Source organism: Bizionia sp. M204, assembly GCF_023205095.1.
Classification (GTDB): domain Bacteria; phylum Bacteroidota; class Bacteroidia; order Flavobacteriales; family Flavobacteriaceae; genus Algorimicrobium; species Algorimicrobium hallyeonense.
On sequence record NZ_CP046242.1, the window covers coordinates 2,399,192 to 2,414,008 of the forward strand.

The window sequence follows — 14,817 nt, forward strand, 5'->3', positions numbered from 1 at the left end:
TTTTTATTGAAGTTTAACACAGGTCTTTTTCAGACTGCAAACATACTGCTTTTTACTGAAGTGTTTCGCGGATTTTTTTGGATAAGGATTTTACAATTAAATCATAGGAGTCGTCTATCAACTGCTTTACAAGCGGGATTGCTAATTCACCTTTATACAAACTAATGGTATTCCAATGTTTTTTACTCATGTGATAACCAGGTTCTACACTTTCATAGTTTGCGCGTAATCCCAAAGCATATTCGGGGTCGCATTTAAGGTTAATTGTGGCTTCATTTTTCTCCCAGTTTTTTAAAGAGGTTAGTAGGAACATTTTATTACCTACTTTAAAGACTAGAACATCTTCATCAAACGGAAAATGCTCCGTAACCCCTTTTTTGGTTATGCAATAATCACGAAGTTGTTCTATATTCACACGCTAATTTTTAAGTTCTTTGGTTTCTTTTGAGTCTTCAATATCGGGTAATTCTATAGCTGAATAATCTATTTTCCAACCAATTGTCATGACTAAATTTTCAATAAGCGAAATAGCTTCAACCGCTTCCCGTTGTGCCAATTTATACAAACCACTTTCAGGAACTTTATCTAAAATATGCTTTTTAGCTTCAGCTTGGAGTCCAGTTAAATCCGATGCTTGAAACCTATTAAACATACCTTCTTTTTTATCGTAGTAGTCCAAATTGGTTTCAATACTCAATATTTCTGGTTTGGGAAAGTGTTTTAAAATAATGGTTTTTGTGGCTGTATTGGCTTCTAGTTTGACTTTGGAAAAATCGAAACCTACATGTGCTTTAGCATTGATAACTATTAAGGCTTTTTTTCTGCCACTAACGAGACTTAAAAAACGTTCTTTAACATTTTCATAATGGTATATTTCGGCAAAATCCCCTTCAACAGAAATGAATTTACAAACCATTTTTATTTTATCTAGAAGAATAACAGATTGGGTATTTGTCTGCTGCTTGACCTGCTGACTTCTAAAATAAAAGACGGCAATAAGTGCTATGATGATACCAACTATTAAACCAAAAAGTATATCCATAATTATGTACGCATTAGTTGTCCGGTTCTAATTTACTCAATTTCGAACAAAATTGGTTTGCTTGGTGTGGCATCATTTTCAAAAGGTGCAATTTGAAGATTTAAAAAATACGTGCCATCTGCAACGGTATTTGGCACAAAAATCAATTCGGTAATCGTTGCATCCATCCGTTTTCTTCCGGCTGTATTCCAAAAGGCATGATGTGCCAGCAGTTCGCCATCATCTTTTTCTTTATCCACACTTGGTAAATCAATCAGCAAATGTTTCACGCCTTTTTCGCGTAAATATATAGCTGCTTCTTCTAATAAAAATGGCGGATTGGTATTAGAGTATTGATGATTTAATTTTTCAATTGTATTTGGAATAGTCCTTAAAATAACGGCATCACGCTTTTTATTTCCCAAAGCAAATTGGATTTGTTTTTTGGAAATAAAAAAATCTGTTTTCCGTTTTTCTGGAGCAACCGTTATCACTTCTGCTAAAAAGAAAAACTGCTTTAAATTCTGATTTACAGAATGTGTTTTTTTTGTTAAGTGTCCAACACATTCCGTGTGTGTGCCGTGCGCATGCGGATTAAAACTAATATTATTGAAATTAATATCGGCACCTTCTGCAACACTAGCTATCCAATCGCCATCTTGAACCGGTTCAATTTTAGGTGGATCTTGATACCAGGCGTTCACATTATTTGCCGAAGCACGCAAAGGAATAGAGATGTCTAACGGTTTAGATAAGTCTATTTTATATTTTTTAGAATTGGTTTCTATAGTTGCAATCATGTGTGTAATTTTTCAAAATTCAATGTGGTGATAATAAACGTAAAAGTCGGCATAAATGCAACTCTAGAGACTTTAATTTAGTAGAAATAAATCGGACGCAATCCCATCACTTAAAAACAATCCTTTTTTAGTTACACGCAAGGTATTATCTTTAATATACAGCAACTGATTCCTGATATGTTTTTCAGATTCTTTAAGTAGTAATTCTTTAAAACGCAATCCAAAATCCTGTTCTATTTTTTCTAATGAAACGCCCCAAATGGTGCGTAAACCTGTCATGATATACTCGTTGTATTGATCGGTTTTGGATAGTTTCTCAATTTCTATTGGTAAATTGTTTTCTGTTAAAGCATTAATGTATTTTGAATTATTTCTAACATTCCAACCACGTTCCTTTCCATTAAACGAATGTGCTGAAGGTCCAATTCCTAGATACGGTTTCCCTTGCCAATAGGCTGAATTGTTTCGGCTAAAATAATCAGGCTTTCCAAAATTAGAAAGTTCATAATGCACATAGCCATGTTGGGTGAGCGTATCAACCAAAATATGAAATTGCTGTTCTGCCAAGGCATCATCTACATTAGCAATAATTCCTTTTTTAATAAAACTAGCCAAAGCCGTTTTGGGTTCAACCGTTAGGGCGTAACTGGAAATATGTGGCATATTAAAGGCTAATGCGGTTTCAATATTTTCTTGCCATTGTTCGGTTGTAGAACCTGGAATTCCGTAAATTAAATCGACAGAAATATTATCGAAATATTGAGTTGCCTCTTCCATAGCAATTTTAGCTTCTGCGGAATTGTGCGCGCGATTCATCAGTTTTAAATCGCTTTCAAAAAAGGATTGAATGCCTATGGACAATCGGTTTATGCCAATGCTTTTATAATCTTGAAAAACCGTTGTTGATGCATCTTTTGCAGCCATTAAATCGTCTGGATTGGCTTCCAACGTGATTTCAGGATTATCAGAAACTTCATAATTTTCATAAACGGCATCAATGAGCACTTTCAATTCATCTTTATTTAAAAGACTTGGTGTACCACCTCCAAAATAAATGGTTTCAACTTGGATATTTTTGAATTCGTCCTTTCGCAATTGAAGTTCAGTTACTAAAGCCTGAAGCAATTCATCTTTCTTTTTAAGCGAGGTAGAAAAATGAAAGTCACAATAATGACACGCTTGTTTGCAAAACGGGATGTGGATGTAAATTCCGGCCATGTTTAGTTTTCAGTATTCAGTGCACAGTTGTTTGTGCTAAATTGAAATGTTTTCATAATATAATTAACCTTGAAATGCCTAAAAAATAATTTTTTACAGAAAGAATTGAATATTGAAACTGCAAACTAAACACGTATCATTTCTTCTTAACCCGATCTCCATTTTGTTTGACAAAACTATCCCAACCAGAATAACTTTTTCCAATTTCTATGCGACCTTCATTATAAAAATGACAAACAGCTGCTGCCAAACCATCCATAGAATCTAAATTTTTAGGTAGCGTTTTTAGTCCTAATAAACTCTGAAGCATTTTGGCTACTTGTTCTTTACTAGCACTTCCATTCCCCGTAATAGCCATTTTTATTTTTTTTGGGGCATACTCCGTAATGGGAATCTCTCTACTTAAGCCAGCTGCCATAGCTACACCCTGCGCGCGACCTAGCTTTAACATACTCTGCACATTCTTCCCGAAGAAAGGTGCTTCAATAGCAATTTCGTCGGGATGATGCGTATCAATTAGCTCAATGGTGCGCTCAAAAATAAGTTTTAGTTTTAGGTAATGGTCGCTGTATTTTTTTAAATCTAATTCATTTAACTGCATAAAAGTCATGGTTTTTCCCACCACTTTTATTAGCCCAAAACCCATGATGGTTGTGCCTGGATCAATGCCTAATATAATTTTTTCTTTCCCCATTAATCACAATAATAGCAACCACTTAATGACACGGAAACACCTACTGTTGCTGTAAATAGGTTGCCGTTGAAGGAGCCAAATCCATCAGAAACTGGTGAAAATTCCGAGCTAAATCCGTAAATATATGACGTATCTAGAAACACAGAAAGCGTTCGCGAAACAGTATAATGAAATTCCAAACCAGCCATAGCATTTAAAAATGAGGTGTTGTTTTCAGAATAACCACTCAAGGGTTTTACCATAGAAAACCCAGGACCTGCATGCACTACAACACCTAATTGTGCTGGCAAGAAATTAGCTATTGGCGTTAAATCGTAAACAAACTGAGCATTGATTCTAGAATAATTAATTTTAAAATACGGCGAACCTGAATCATAATCCAAACGATTAAATCCGTAATCCAACTTTACACCATATTGCGGTTTAAACATGCGCTGAACACCTAATTGAATGGTAGGAAAATTAATTGTCTTTCCCTCAAAACCCGAAACAAAACCTCCGGAGTTTGGACTGTTTAGTCCCACAGAAAATTGCGCTTTCCATCGGCTCGCTTCACTTTGAGCAAAACTGCTTGCAGTCATAAAAAATAAAACCGTTGCCAAACCTGCCAACTTAATTTGTTTAAAAACTATGTGCATAAAAATTTAAAGTTTTAATTTGTATTATTACCTAGATAACGAACCATAGCAAAATATGTTTGGAAGTATTCCACACAAAACTAAACAATTCTTTTTTGTACTTATTAAATTGAGTATAGTTGTTGGTGCTTTTTATTTTATTTACAACAAATTGACTGCTAATCCCGATTTAAATTTTCAAGATTTTGTCAACTTTTTATCAGAAAACAATCAGTTTACCATTAAAACAATTAGTTTTTTAATCATTTTAAGCTTTTTTAATTGGTTTTTTGAAATTCTGAAATGGCAGGTGCTTGTGTCGTCATTTAAAAAAATAGCATTTTATAAAGCCATGGAAGAAAGTTTAAGCTCCTTAACAGCATCGTTGCTAACTCCCAACCGGATTGGCGAATATGGTGTTAAAGCCGTATATTACAATTCATCGGAACGCAAACAAATTGTAGCATTAAATTTACTCGGCAATAGTTTACAAATGCTGGTAACCGTTTTGCTAGGAAGCATCGGTTTATACGTATTTTTAAATCAATACGAAACGGCCATTGACTATTATAAAATTGCACGTTTTGGAGCAATCATTCTCGTTATTGTGGCAGTTGGCTTTATAGCGCTTTCAAAAAGTAAAGTCTTATTTAAAGGGTTTTCGCTTCAAAAAATTGCGACATACTTCAAACAATTACCTTATAATATTTATAGCTTCGGATTTTTATTAGCCGTCATTCGCTATGCCATTTTTTCTTTTCAATTTTACTACATATTAACATTATTTGGTGTGTCCGCATCCTATTTAAATGCACTAACCGTCATTACCAGCATGTATTTTTTAGGGTCTGTAATCCCTACCATTTTTATTTTTGACGTAATTATAAAAGGAAGCGTAGCCGTTTATTTATTTACAATTGCTGGTGTAAACGCTTTTACTATTTTAAGCACTGTAACGATTATGTGGATTTTAAATGTGGTGATTCCTAGTCTTTTTGGTAGTATATTTGTTTTAAAATTTAAACTTCCTAAACCCTAACTATGGTATTTATTATTGCCATATCAATCACATTGGCATACCTATTTTTAATAGGTGTGTTGGTTTATGGGTTTGTAAAGGTTCCTAAATTTAAATTGGATGATGCACCTCCAAAAACAGCATTTTCCATTATCGTTCCTTTTAGAAATGAAGAAAATAATTTACCGCAACTTTTAAAATCGATTAAAGATTTAGACTATCCTGCAGATTTGTATGAGATTATTTTAATTGATGATAGCTCGGAAGATCATTCTGTTAGAATCATTAAAACCTTTATTGAAAACGGCTTAAAGCATGTAACGATTTTAAAGAATAAAGTGAAAAGCACATCACCTAAAAAAGATGCTATTTCCAAAGCCATAAAAAACGCCAAATATGATTGGGTTATTACCACGGATGCGGATTGCCGGGTTCCAAAACTTTGGTTAAAAAGCTTTGATGGTATTATTCAAAAAAGCAATTTGCGCTTAATTGCCGCGCCTGTAAATTACTATGATATTGCGTCGTTTTTAGACCGTTTTCAAACATTGGATTTGTTAAGTTTAATGGGCACGACCATTGGCGGGTTTGGAATTAAAGAACCTTTTCTAGCCAATGGTGCCAATTTAGCCTACCAAAAAGCGCTATTTTCCGAGTTATCCGGTTTTGAAGGCTCTACAGAAATAGCCAGTGGTGATGACGTTTTTTTACTACAAAAAGCAGTTAAATATAATTCGGATGATGTTTGTTATTTAAAATCTATTGATGCCACTGTAGAAACAAAACCGCAAAGAAACTGGAACCAATTAGTGTCCCAACGATTAAGATGGGCTGCCAAATCCACAAGCTATAAAAGCTTTTTTGCTATTCTAACTGGTATTATTGTTTTGCTCATGAATTTGCTCATTATTATTTTAATTCCGATAATTTCTTTTGGCATTTTAAGTTTGAATGATTTTATATACATTGTACTTATCAAGTTCTGTGTCGATTTTCTACTTATCTTTAAAACCAGCCGCTTTTTAAATCAAGAGTCTGTTTTGCCATCCTTTTTGGTATCCAGTCTCTTTTATCCATTTTTCACCATGTATATTATTTCCATATCATTTTATAAAGGTTATACGTGGAAAGGCCGAACCTTCAAGAAATAAAAAAGATAATATCCCAGTTATCATTTAATTTTTTTAGCTTTACAAGTAACCAAATTTGTAATAAAACATGAAAAAGCATTTCCTTTTATTGGGGTTTTTAGCGCTTGGCTTTTTAGGTTTCTCACAACAATCCTACACCATTAATAATGAAACATTAGAATTGGAGACAGCTGTTGAAGGCAATCTAGATTTACTTTGGACTATTGATGATGGCACTTACCGGTATTTTGTGAAAGAAAAAAATGGCAACATTCAAGAATTAGTAAATACCAAAAATACAGATACTCGAAAATATCAAGAGGAATACAAATCGGTTTTAAATGCGCTTACAGAAGGTTATGGCGTTCCAACAGACCAGGTGAATTTAACCCTTTATAGCTTGGAAGATTTTTTCAACACCTATAATGCCACAACCGATTTAAGCTATAATTTTGAGCCTCGTGCTAAACTTCAAACACGTTTAGGTCTTTTTGGAGGGATTACCAATCAGCCATTAGTAGAAAATCCAAACAATGCTAGTGTGCCGTTTTTTGGATTGGAATTCGAATTTTTTGAAGCTACCAAGTTACCAAGACATGCACTCTTTTTTCATTTCAGACATGCTTTGGAAGCTGATGACTTTGAATACACCTCTACGCAAATTGCCATTGGATATCGCTATCGTGTAATTAACAAGGATCGATTTAATGTGTATGGAAATTTAAAACTGGTAACTTATGATTTTGGAAACGCGACATACACGTCCAGTCTCCCTGGAGTTGGCGATTATGATGAATCGTTTTCCAATATTGATGTGCCTTTTACGCTAGGTCTTGGCGCCGATTTTCGGGTCACCGAAAATGGATATATCACCTTTGCATATCATGATATTTATGCGCTTTTTAGTGATAATAGCGATAACTTCCCTATTGATTTTGCCTTGGGCTTTAAGATGAATTTATAAAATTCAGTTAACTTGAATAATCACAGGCAAGGTAAAAGCCGTTTTAACTTGCTGACTGCGTCTGATTGCTGGATATATTTTTGGTAATGAATCTACACTTTTATGCAGTAATTCTTTAATATTTGGTATTTCCTGAAGCGTAATTGAATCGGCTTTAATGGTAATAAGTGATAGCATTCCATCTTTCGAAATTTCAAAATTCATGTAAACCGTATCATTAATATCTTGCTTAACAATAAGCGTGTCCTGTTGTAGTTTTTGAGTGATAATTTCGGTTAAGGTATTTTGGAAGCAATTTTTCTTATCTTCTTGGGTGCCTTTTTCATCACAACTCTCAAACATGGGATATTCGTCCACCTCATTCCAATTAAAAGTTAACAGTTCATTTTCCAAAATAACGTCTGACGATGTTTTTTTAGCGTCGAAATAATTACAGGAAGTAACCACCAAACACAATAGAATAAAATATAGCTGTTTCATAGGCTGTTATGAGCCCGAAAAATACAATATTTTTAGATTTTATACCATATCTTATTTGGAATGATATTAATCGGTTTTCATAAATTTTTCTTGTCTCAATTCACTTAATCTACTTTTTGCTTTAAATAAAAATGGATTTTCAGGATATTTTGCCATGAAATCTTCATATAGCTTAATTTTCGTATCGACATCTTTATAATAATCATCCTTGGTATAAACCAGATAAAAAGCGGCATATATATTGTTCGGGTTTTCTTTTAATGCACGCTTAAAAGATTGAATGGCTGCCTGATGATTCTTCCGGTGATTTTGAATGGTTCCTAATGTCATGAACTCCTTATCCAATGGCACATCTACCAATTCTATAGCTTTACTGATATAGAATTCCGCCTGTTCATAATTGCTCATCCGTGTAAATAATTGACCTAGAATGAACAGGTTTTCAGAATTTCTAGGCTCTTTAGCAACCGCTAATTTTTGCTGTTGGATGGCCTTTTCAACTTCTGAAAATTGAGAATAACAATAGCTTAATTTTTCATGAACAAATTGGGAGTCTTCACCTAAACTTAATAGTTTTTCAAACCATATTGAAGCCGTTTTGTAGTCTTTTTTCCAATAGAAATTTTGGGCTTTTAGACTCATGAGTTCTGCGTTATTGGCGTATGATTTTAAACCGATACCTGTATAGTAATCTACGGAATCGAACTCACGTTTTTGCAAGTGTCGTTTTGCTAATTTAAAGATGGCTTTTTGGTGACCATTATCTAAAAGAAAACTTGTTTTAAATTCGTTATGTGCTGATGAATCTCGTAATTGTTCGTAAACCAAACCCAACTCATAATGGTAATTTGGATTGAGGGAATCTGTTGCAATTAGTTGTTTAAAAGTAGCTGCGGCCGTTTGATAATTTTTAGTTTTAGAAAGTAATTTGGCATAATCATATTTTACCAAGGCATCGTTTGGAAATGCGTTAATACTGCTTTCTAGATGCTGTAAAGCTTTATCGTAATTCCCGATTGCTTGATAGGATTTGGCCAACTTATAAGCTACTTCATCTAACGTGTTATAAGATTTATAAGCTTTAATAGCTTCAGAATAATTACCATGAATGTACAAACTATCTGCAATGTTTAAAACCGAAGTTTGAGCTTCGGTTTTAAAACATACTAGAATACTAATTAGCGCAAAAAATCTAATCATTTATTTTAAACTTTATAGGTAGGTAGTACGGAACCGTTACTTTTTTACCTTGATGCTCACCTGGAATTAAATCTGGCAACATATTTAAAACACGTTTGACTTCCACTTCTAACTCTGGATGAGGCGCTCTGGCTTTAATGTTTACAATTTCACCCAACTCATTAATTTTAAAAAAGGCTCTAATTTGAACAACACCAGTTAAATTTAAGCTTTTGGCTAATTCCGTATTAAAATTTTTGGCAACAAACGTATTCAGCTTATTACTCATGCATAGCTTGTTTTCTTCATTTGAGGTACCGTTTTCACAACCTGGAAAAACAGGAACCTGGTCTATAACAGTGAAAGGAACTTCGGAACTATCTTTATAGGACGTTATTTCTGTCACCTCAATAATATCAGTATTTGGGTTAGCACCATCATTTTGAAAGGATTTAACTATAAGAACACGTAAGGCTTCCTTTTCAGATTCTGATAAATCTCCTTTCGCTTCAATAGAATTTTTCAGCATGTCTATTTGGTCTTGAATGGATAACTCTTGTTCCACTACTTCAACAACTTTTGGTTGGGTGGCTTCTTCAGAACATGATGAATATACCAACATTCCTAAAACCATAGGAATTAATAAAGCGTACTTGATTAATTGTACTTGTTTTGATTTCGTTTTTTGTAACATAATAATTCGTTTTTTGATTAATGATTGTTTGAAAAATGGATTGATGAATGATACCTGATTCGTATCGAAAATTTGCGCTAATAGGTTTTCATAATATTGTTTTTTGTTGTGTTTCACGGCTTGTGAATCCGCAATAAATTCATGTAAATCTGCCATGCGATTTTGGTACATGTACACAAAAGGATTGAACCAAAACACAATGCGTAGCATCTCAAAAAAAAGCAAATCCCAAGTGTGTTTTTGTTTAACGTGAACCAACTCATGCTTTACTATTTGCTGACGATCGGTGTCTTTAATGTTTTCACCTAAAAACACATAATTAAAAAACGAAAATGCTAACGTACTCTTCAACATGCGCACAAAACAAATAGCGCCTTCCCGTTGCTTCGGGTTTTGATAAATAAGTTTTACTATTTTAAACAAGCGCATACTGAAAAATGAAACGGCTAGCGCACTTCCAATTACTAAAACCAATGAGAAATACCATAAAAAAGAGTGCGACGTATTACTGCCACTAATGACAACTTCTTCTAAAAAAATAGTATTGGTGGTTTGAGATAATATGTACGGTAAACTAACCACAAAATCGTTTGGAACAGCTTCTTTAAAACCAACCACTTTTACAAATGGCAACAAAATGGAGAGAACAGCTGTAAGCAATAAATAGGCTCGATTCCAATTAAAAAATGTTTCTTTCTTTAAAAACACATCATAAATGAGCAAGAAAAATAACTGAAACGCAATGACTTGAATGATGTAATGTATCATGATTTTTCGTCTTTATGAATCTCCTTTAAAACAGATTCTAATTCCTGTAAACTGATATCATTTTTTTTCATAAAAAAGGACACCATACTTTTAAAAGAGCCTTGAAAATAATTATCTACTAAAGAGTTTATGCTTTGATTACTATAATCCTGCTTTTTCACTAAAGGGTAATATACATGCCCTTTTCCCTGCTTTTCATAATCTACAAAACCTTTACTTTCCAAAATGCGCACAATGGTTGAAACTGTATTATATGCTGGTTTTGGCATAGGCAATTCGGCAATAATTTGTTTTACTGCGGCTTTTTCTAGTTCCCACAATACGTGCATTATTTCTTCTTCGGCTTTAGTTAATTGCTTTTTTCGGATCATGATTTTTATTGTAAAATATTATTTATTAAACCGCTTATAAATTTTGAATCTAAACATGTACTGAAATTCAAATTATGGTACAAATTTCACACATTTATAATGGTAAAACTCACTTGAACCAGCAAGCGTATTCAACTCGCATAATTGGTTTAACTAATCTTTTAGTTTTACAAATATAACTAAATATTTAGTTTAAACTAATTTTATAGTTAATAAATTGTAACATTCTTTACCTATCTTCGTCTAACAAGAAAAATATATGGACATATTATTAGTTGTATTAGGCTTTATTTTTATGCTGGTAGGCATAGCAGGAAGTTTTTTACCCATTTTGCCGGGACCGCCATTAAGTTGGATTGGCTTACTCCTCCTTTATTTAACCAAGACCATCCCAAATGATTGGTGGTTTTTAGGAGTTACATTAGCCGTAGCATTAATTGTTTTTGCCTTAGATTATATTATTCCAGCCATGGGAACCAAGCGTTTTGGTGGTAGCAAAAAGGGAGTTATTGGCACTACTTTAGGGCTTGTTGTTGCTATTGTTTTTCCTGTTTTTGGGCCATTTGGCATTATTATTTGGCCTTTTCTAGGCGCATTTATAGGCGAAATGATTAATAAAGCAGATTCCAAAATAGCCGTAAAAGCTGCATTTGGTTCCTTTTTAGGATTTTTAGCAGGAACCTTTATCAAATTTATTGTAGCTATAGTTTATTTAGGCTTCTTTCTGTGGACGGTTTGGGATTATAAAGCTATAATCTTTTCATTTTAAAATGAAGAAACCTCATGGCTTCCAATTTAAAAAATGAAAAACCACGAGGTTAGTGTAAATGCTATTAATTCAACAAATTTATTTTATGAGGGATTAATTTGTCGTTGATATTCAAATGTAACTATAACAAATAACTTCTTGTTGCGGGAAAACCACAACCCCTTTACGGGAAAACCGTAATTGTTAGCTATAGTAAGAGCTGTAAGATGAAAAATAAATGAAAAAATGTGCTTTTTTAACACAACCCGGAACTAAACACTAAATAAAACCTGCGTTTTTAGCCACAGATAATAAGTTTTCATCACTACCATCAGTGACATCAAAAATAATTTTCAGGTTTTTTTTACGCTTTTCTATCGCACTTAAGGATATATCAAAATGATCTTTTAAGCTTTTTGTTCGAGTGCCTTGCGAGAGTAGATACAGTATTTTTCTATCTATATCATCCAATTTAATATCGTTTGTAATTGTTTTTCGGATGGTGGTACTAACTGTAGAACTGTAAAAGGGAGGTTTATAAAGTACTTTCTGAAATGCACTGGCTAGCTCTCGTGAAGTTAAATCGCTTTTTATTAAAAAGCCTTCGGGATCAATATCCTTTATAATATTATGTATTCGGTAAGGTTCATTAAACATGGTAAGCATAATGATTTTGCTGTTCGGCATCATACGTCTAGCATATTTTGCTAAATCCTCACCAGATGTAAACTCGCCATCTTTAGATGGTGGCAAACTTATATCCATAAATAAAATATGATAGGGCATTTCCTTATCTATTGCTTGCTGCATATAATTGACAGATTCGTCGCAGTTATTAGCAATATCAATTTTTAGCGTTTGATTTTCTTTTTTAGTCGCAAGTAATGTGTTTTGATAGCCTTCAATAATAATTGGGTGATCGTCTGTCATTAAAATACGAATAGTCTCTTCCATTTTAGTTATAAGTTTAGGTTAGATTGGGATTTTAATTGTAATTGTTGTGCCATTATCTTTTTCAGAAACAATATCCAATTCACCATTAAATTCTGAAACGCGTGAATACATATTTTTTAAACCAATACCTTTCTTCGCTTTTTGCGAATCAAAGCCAGACCCATCATCAGCAATTTGCAACCAAATTACATTTTTTTTCATATTAAAACTAATATCTACACGATTGGCATTGGCATGTTTAAAGATATTTTGAAGCGACTCCTGTAACATTCGATAAATATGAATTTTGGTTTTATTGGAAATATCTTCCCAAGAAATGTCCGTATCACTAAATAGTGAATAGGTTAATTTATGTGCTTTGGTCTGTGCCGCTATTAGGGTTTCAATAATATCAGGATAACCAGATTTGGATATAAAATCGGTATTTAATTCATGTGAAACGTCACGGATATCTTGTTCAATTGTTTTTAATTCTTGGATATAGTTTTCCCGCGTTTGAATAGCCTCCTCTGTAGAAATCATATTCAAACTATCTAGGCTTAATCGGGTTCCAAAAAGGCGTCCTAGAATACCATCATGTAAATCTTGAGAGATACGCTTTTTCTCATTGGTTCGTGCTTCATCCACTTTATCCTGTTGTGAAAGCATGAGGTTATAAATTTCCTCATTGGCTTCCTGTTGCTGCTGCACAAGCCTTAACTCCTTGTTTTTAGCGCGTTGGGTAACAATTATATATACTAACACAAATGTAATTAATAAACCCGCAGACAATATCATGAGCCATAAGCGTTCTCGAGAAATTTGTTGATTTTCAAGTTCTACTTGCTCGGTTTCAAATTCTATGCGCGCAAATTTATTACGAATAGCCCGTTCTTTGTTTACTAAACTATCATTTAGATGAATGTATTCATTTAAATAGTTTACAGCTTGTTCCGGGCTTTCAATTTTTGATTTGAGCAATAAGGCATTTAAAGTAACATCGTTTATTAATGATTCCTTTCCTCGAGTATAGGCAATATTTGCATAATTTAAAGCGGTGTCCAGAATGCCTTCATCTAAATAAAATTCAGAAGTATTTAAAGCAACCGACATACGACTTAACTCGCTATTCAGACTATCACTAATGCGGTACGCTTCATGCAACATTCTTTTAATCTCTGAAGAATTAGAAGCACCATTTTTATGTTTTAAGAGTGCATAATCCCCCAAAATAAGCGCATAATTTGCAGGCTCTTGCTGTAAGACATTTTCATTTTCAAACAACTCTTCATAAATAGCCAAACTTTTATCAAACTGATTGAGCTCTTTATATATAAGGGCTATATTACTTTTAGAGTATAATGTATAGAGAAAATTATCTTTAATTTTATCACTAAAGGATAAAGCTTTGTTGTGGTATTCAATGGCTTTATCAAATTGCTTTAGTTCATCAGAGGCAATGGCAACTAGATTATATAAGCCCCATAAATTCCCTAAAACATACTCATTTTTAGGCATAGTTTGATATAAACGAATAGCTTTAAAGGCATTGCTTTCACACCCTACATAATCGCGCTCTTCAAACTGAATATTTGCCATAGAAGTTACAGCGCTAGCTTGATCTTTAACCATATTCAGTGCATCAAAATATTTAGAGGCATTGTAGTAATAGGTATACGAACTATCTGTTTGAAATTTTTCTGAATGGTACCAACCAAACACATTATTAATATAGGCTAATGCCAATGTATCTTTAACTTTATTGGCAAGCTTGAGGTTTTCATGGTTTATGTGGAATAGCGAATCCAACTCAAACTGACGCAAATATAAAGTGGCTAATTGGCGTTTAGATTTTAAAATGGTTGTATCTCGACCTACTTTCTCTGAAAATACTATGGCTTTTTTTATAAAGCTGACACGCTGATCCAAGTCATAAGCATCATTATTGGATAATGCGCGATAGTGGTTAACACTGTCTAAAAGTTTATTTTCAGAAACTTGTTGCGCATATAAAAATGAGCAAAAAAAGATGGCAAAAAAGAAAGGTGTTTTTTTTAAAAACATAATAGCGCTTCAAGTCTACTCAAATTTATAATTTTTTCTGACACCAATAGCCTCGTAACCCATATAAGTCTGTAATGAATATGGAAAACAAAGAAAACCCTCTATTTTAGAGGGTTTT

At 33.4% G+C, this 14,817-nt stretch carries 16 protein-coding genes; 4 read left to right on the top strand and 12 right to left on the bottom strand.

Annotation, left to right across the window (positions count from 1 at the left end):
- Positions 1 to 52: 52 nt before the first annotated feature.
- The 6 genes from GMA17_RS11155 to GMA17_RS11180 form a co-directional block, all read right to left on the bottom strand.
- Positions 53 to 415 carry an MmcQ/YjbR family DNA-binding protein gene (locus GMA17_RS11155; protein ID WP_248396116.1) on the bottom strand — a complete coding sequence of 121 codons (363 nt, stop codon included), beginning with the start codon at positions 413 to 415 and terminating at the stop codon, positions 53 to 55.
- Between the two features lie 3 nt (positions 416 to 418).
- The gene (locus GMA17_RS11160) at positions 419 to 1,042 is read right to left on the bottom strand and encodes a DUF4230 domain-containing protein (RefSeq protein ID WP_248396118.1); all 624 of its coding nucleotides are present in this window, start codon (positions 1,040 to 1,042) and stop codon (positions 419 to 421) included.
- A gap of 32 nt (positions 1,043 to 1,074) precedes the next feature.
- Entirely contained in the window at positions 1,075 to 1,821 is a 747-nt protein-coding gene (locus GMA17_RS11165) for a cyclase family protein (RefSeq protein WP_248396121.1), read from the bottom strand.
- 72 nt (positions 1,822 to 1,893) lie between these two features.
- The gene (gene hemW, locus GMA17_RS11170; protein WP_248396125.1) at positions 1,894 to 3,039 is read right to left on the bottom strand and encodes a radical SAM family heme chaperone HemW; all 1,146 of its coding nucleotides are present in this window, start codon (positions 3,037 to 3,039) and stop codon (positions 1,894 to 1,896) included.
- Positions 3,040 to 3,175: 136 nt separating this feature from the next.
- Positions 3,176 to 3,733, bottom strand: a complete 558-nt coding sequence (gene ruvC / locus GMA17_RS11175; protein ID WP_248396129.1) for a crossover junction endodeoxyribonuclease RuvC — start codon at positions 3,731 to 3,733, stop codon at positions 3,176 to 3,178.
- Positions 3,733 to 4,371 carry an outer membrane beta-barrel protein gene (locus GMA17_RS11180; protein WP_248396132.1) on the bottom strand — a complete coding sequence of 213 codons (639 nt, stop codon included), beginning with the start codon at positions 4,369 to 4,371 and terminating at the stop codon, positions 3,733 to 3,735. The genes ruvC and GMA17_RS11180 overlap by 1 nt, the downstream gene beginning before the upstream one ends.
- 55 nt (positions 4,372 to 4,426) lie before the next feature.
- Between GMA17_RS11180 and GMA17_RS11185 the strand changes: the two genes are divergently transcribed.
- The 3 genes from GMA17_RS11185 (at position 4,427) to GMA17_RS11195 (ending at position 7,462) form a co-directional block, all read left to right on the top strand.
- Positions 4,427 to 5,389, top strand: a complete 963-nt coding sequence (locus GMA17_RS11185; RefSeq protein WP_248396136.1) for a lysylphosphatidylglycerol synthase domain-containing protein — start codon at positions 4,427 to 4,429, stop codon at positions 5,387 to 5,389.
- A gap of 2 nt (positions 5,390 to 5,391) precedes the next feature.
- On the top strand, positions 5,392 to 6,519 hold the full coding sequence (locus GMA17_RS11190; protein WP_248396139.1) for a glycosyltransferase: 1,128 nt from the start codon (positions 5,392 to 5,394) through the stop codon (positions 6,517 to 6,519).
- A 67-nt stretch (positions 6,520 to 6,586) separates the two neighbouring features.
- Entirely contained in the window at positions 6,587 to 7,462 is an 876-nt protein-coding gene (locus GMA17_RS11195) for a hypothetical protein (protein WP_248396142.1), read from the top strand.
- Between the two features lie 3 nt (positions 7,463 to 7,465).
- Here GMA17_RS11195 and GMA17_RS11200 read toward each other — a convergent pair whose 3' ends face one another.
- The 4 genes from GMA17_RS11200 to GMA17_RS11215 form a co-directional block, all read right to left on the bottom strand.
- Positions 7,466 to 7,942 carry a hypothetical protein gene (locus GMA17_RS11200; RefSeq protein ID WP_248396145.1) on the bottom strand — a complete coding sequence of 159 codons (477 nt, stop codon included), beginning with the start codon at positions 7,940 to 7,942 and terminating at the stop codon, positions 7,466 to 7,468.
- Positions 7,943 to 8,008: 66 nt separating this feature from the next.
- Positions 8,009 to 9,142 (bottom strand): tetratricopeptide repeat protein, encoded by a 1,134-nt coding sequence (locus GMA17_RS11205; protein WP_248396148.1) that lies wholly within the window; start codon positions 9,140 to 9,142, stop codon positions 8,009 to 8,011.
- A complete protein-coding gene (locus GMA17_RS11210; RefSeq protein ID WP_248396151.1) occupies positions 9,135 to 10,583 on the bottom strand; it encodes a M56 family metallopeptidase in 1,449 nt (482 codons plus the stop codon). The genes GMA17_RS11205 and GMA17_RS11210 overlap by 8 nt, the downstream gene beginning before the upstream one ends.
- Positions 10,580 to 10,954, bottom strand: a complete 375-nt coding sequence (locus GMA17_RS11215) for a BlaI/MecI/CopY family transcriptional regulator (RefSeq protein WP_248396154.1) — start codon at positions 10,952 to 10,954, stop codon at positions 10,580 to 10,582. Before GMA17_RS11215 ends, GMA17_RS11210 begins: the two co-directional genes overlap by 4 nt.
- A gap of 259 nt (positions 10,955 to 11,213) precedes the next feature.
- Between GMA17_RS11215 and GMA17_RS11220 the strand changes: the two genes are divergently transcribed.
- Positions 11,214 to 11,723 carry a DUF456 domain-containing protein gene (locus GMA17_RS11220; RefSeq protein WP_248396156.1) on the top strand — a complete coding sequence of 170 codons (510 nt, stop codon included), beginning with the start codon at positions 11,214 to 11,216 and terminating at the stop codon, positions 11,721 to 11,723.
- Between the two features lie 258 nt (positions 11,724 to 11,981).
- Here GMA17_RS11220 and GMA17_RS11225 read toward each other — a convergent pair whose 3' ends face one another.
- Positions 11,982 to 12,656: a response regulator gene (locus GMA17_RS11225; RefSeq protein WP_248396159.1), complete on the bottom strand. Its 675-nt coding sequence runs from the start codon at positions 12,654 to 12,656 to the stop codon at positions 11,982 to 11,984.
- Between the two features lie 18 nt (positions 12,657 to 12,674).
- The gene (locus GMA17_RS11230; RefSeq protein WP_248396163.1) at positions 12,675 to 14,699 is read right to left on the bottom strand and encodes a sensor histidine kinase; all 2,025 of its coding nucleotides are present in this window, start codon (positions 14,697 to 14,699) and stop codon (positions 12,675 to 12,677) included.
- Positions 14,700 to 14,817 lie beyond the last annotated feature (118 nt).

Excerpts from the sequence above, each read along its gene's own strand:
- GMA17_RS11160 (WP_248396118.1), bottom strand. The coding sequence starts at position 1,042 with ATGGATATACTTTTTGGTTTAATAGTTGGTATCATCATAGCACTTATT.
- GMA17_RS11165 (WP_248396121.1), bottom strand. The coding sequence starts at position 1,821 with ATGATTGCAACTATAGAAACCAATTCTAAAAAATATAAAATAGACTTA.
- GMA17_RS11225 (WP_248396159.1), bottom strand. The coding sequence starts at position 12,656 with ATGGAAGAGACTATTCGTATTTTAATGACAGACGATCACCCAATTATT.
- GMA17_RS11205 (WP_248396148.1), bottom strand. The coding sequence starts at position 9,142 with ATGATTAGATTTTTTGCGCTAATTAGTATTCTAGTATGTTTTAAAACC.
- hemW (WP_248396125.1), bottom strand. The coding sequence starts at position 3,039 with ATGGCCGGAATTTACATCCACATCCCGTTTTGCAAACAAGCGTGTCAT.
- GMA17_RS11210 (WP_248396151.1), bottom strand. The coding sequence starts at position 10,583 with ATGATACATTACATCATTCAAGTCATTGCGTTTCAGTTATTTTTCTTG.
- GMA17_RS11195 (WP_248396142.1), top strand. The coding sequence starts at position 6,587 with ATGAAAAAGCATTTCCTTTTATTGGGGTTTTTAGCGCTTGGCTTTTTA.
- GMA17_RS11200 (WP_248396145.1), bottom strand. The coding sequence starts at position 7,942 with ATGAAACAGCTATATTTTATTCTATTGTGTTTGGTGGTTACTTCCTGT.
- ruvC (WP_248396129.1), bottom strand. The coding sequence starts at position 3,733 with ATGGGGAAAGAAAAAATTATATTAGGCATTGATCCAGGCACAACCATC.
- GMA17_RS11180 (WP_248396132.1), bottom strand. The coding sequence starts at position 4,371 with ATGCACATAGTTTTTAAACAAATTAAGTTGGCAGGTTTGGCAACGGTT.
- GMA17_RS11215 (WP_248396154.1), bottom strand. The coding sequence starts at position 10,954 with ATGATCCGAAAAAAGCAATTAACTAAAGCCGAAGAAGAAATAATGCAC.
- GMA17_RS11190 (WP_248396139.1), top strand. The coding sequence starts at position 5,392 with ATGGTATTTATTATTGCCATATCAATCACATTGGCATACCTATTTTTA.
- GMA17_RS11230 (WP_248396163.1), bottom strand. The coding sequence starts at position 14,699 with ATGTTTTTAAAAAAAACACCTTTCTTTTTTGCCATCTTTTTTTGCTCA.
- GMA17_RS11185 (WP_248396136.1), top strand. The coding sequence starts at position 4,427 with ATGTTTGGAAGTATTCCACACAAAACTAAACAATTCTTTTTTGTACTT.
- GMA17_RS11220 (WP_248396156.1), top strand. The coding sequence starts at position 11,214 with ATGGACATATTATTAGTTGTATTAGGCTTTATTTTTATGCTGGTAGGC.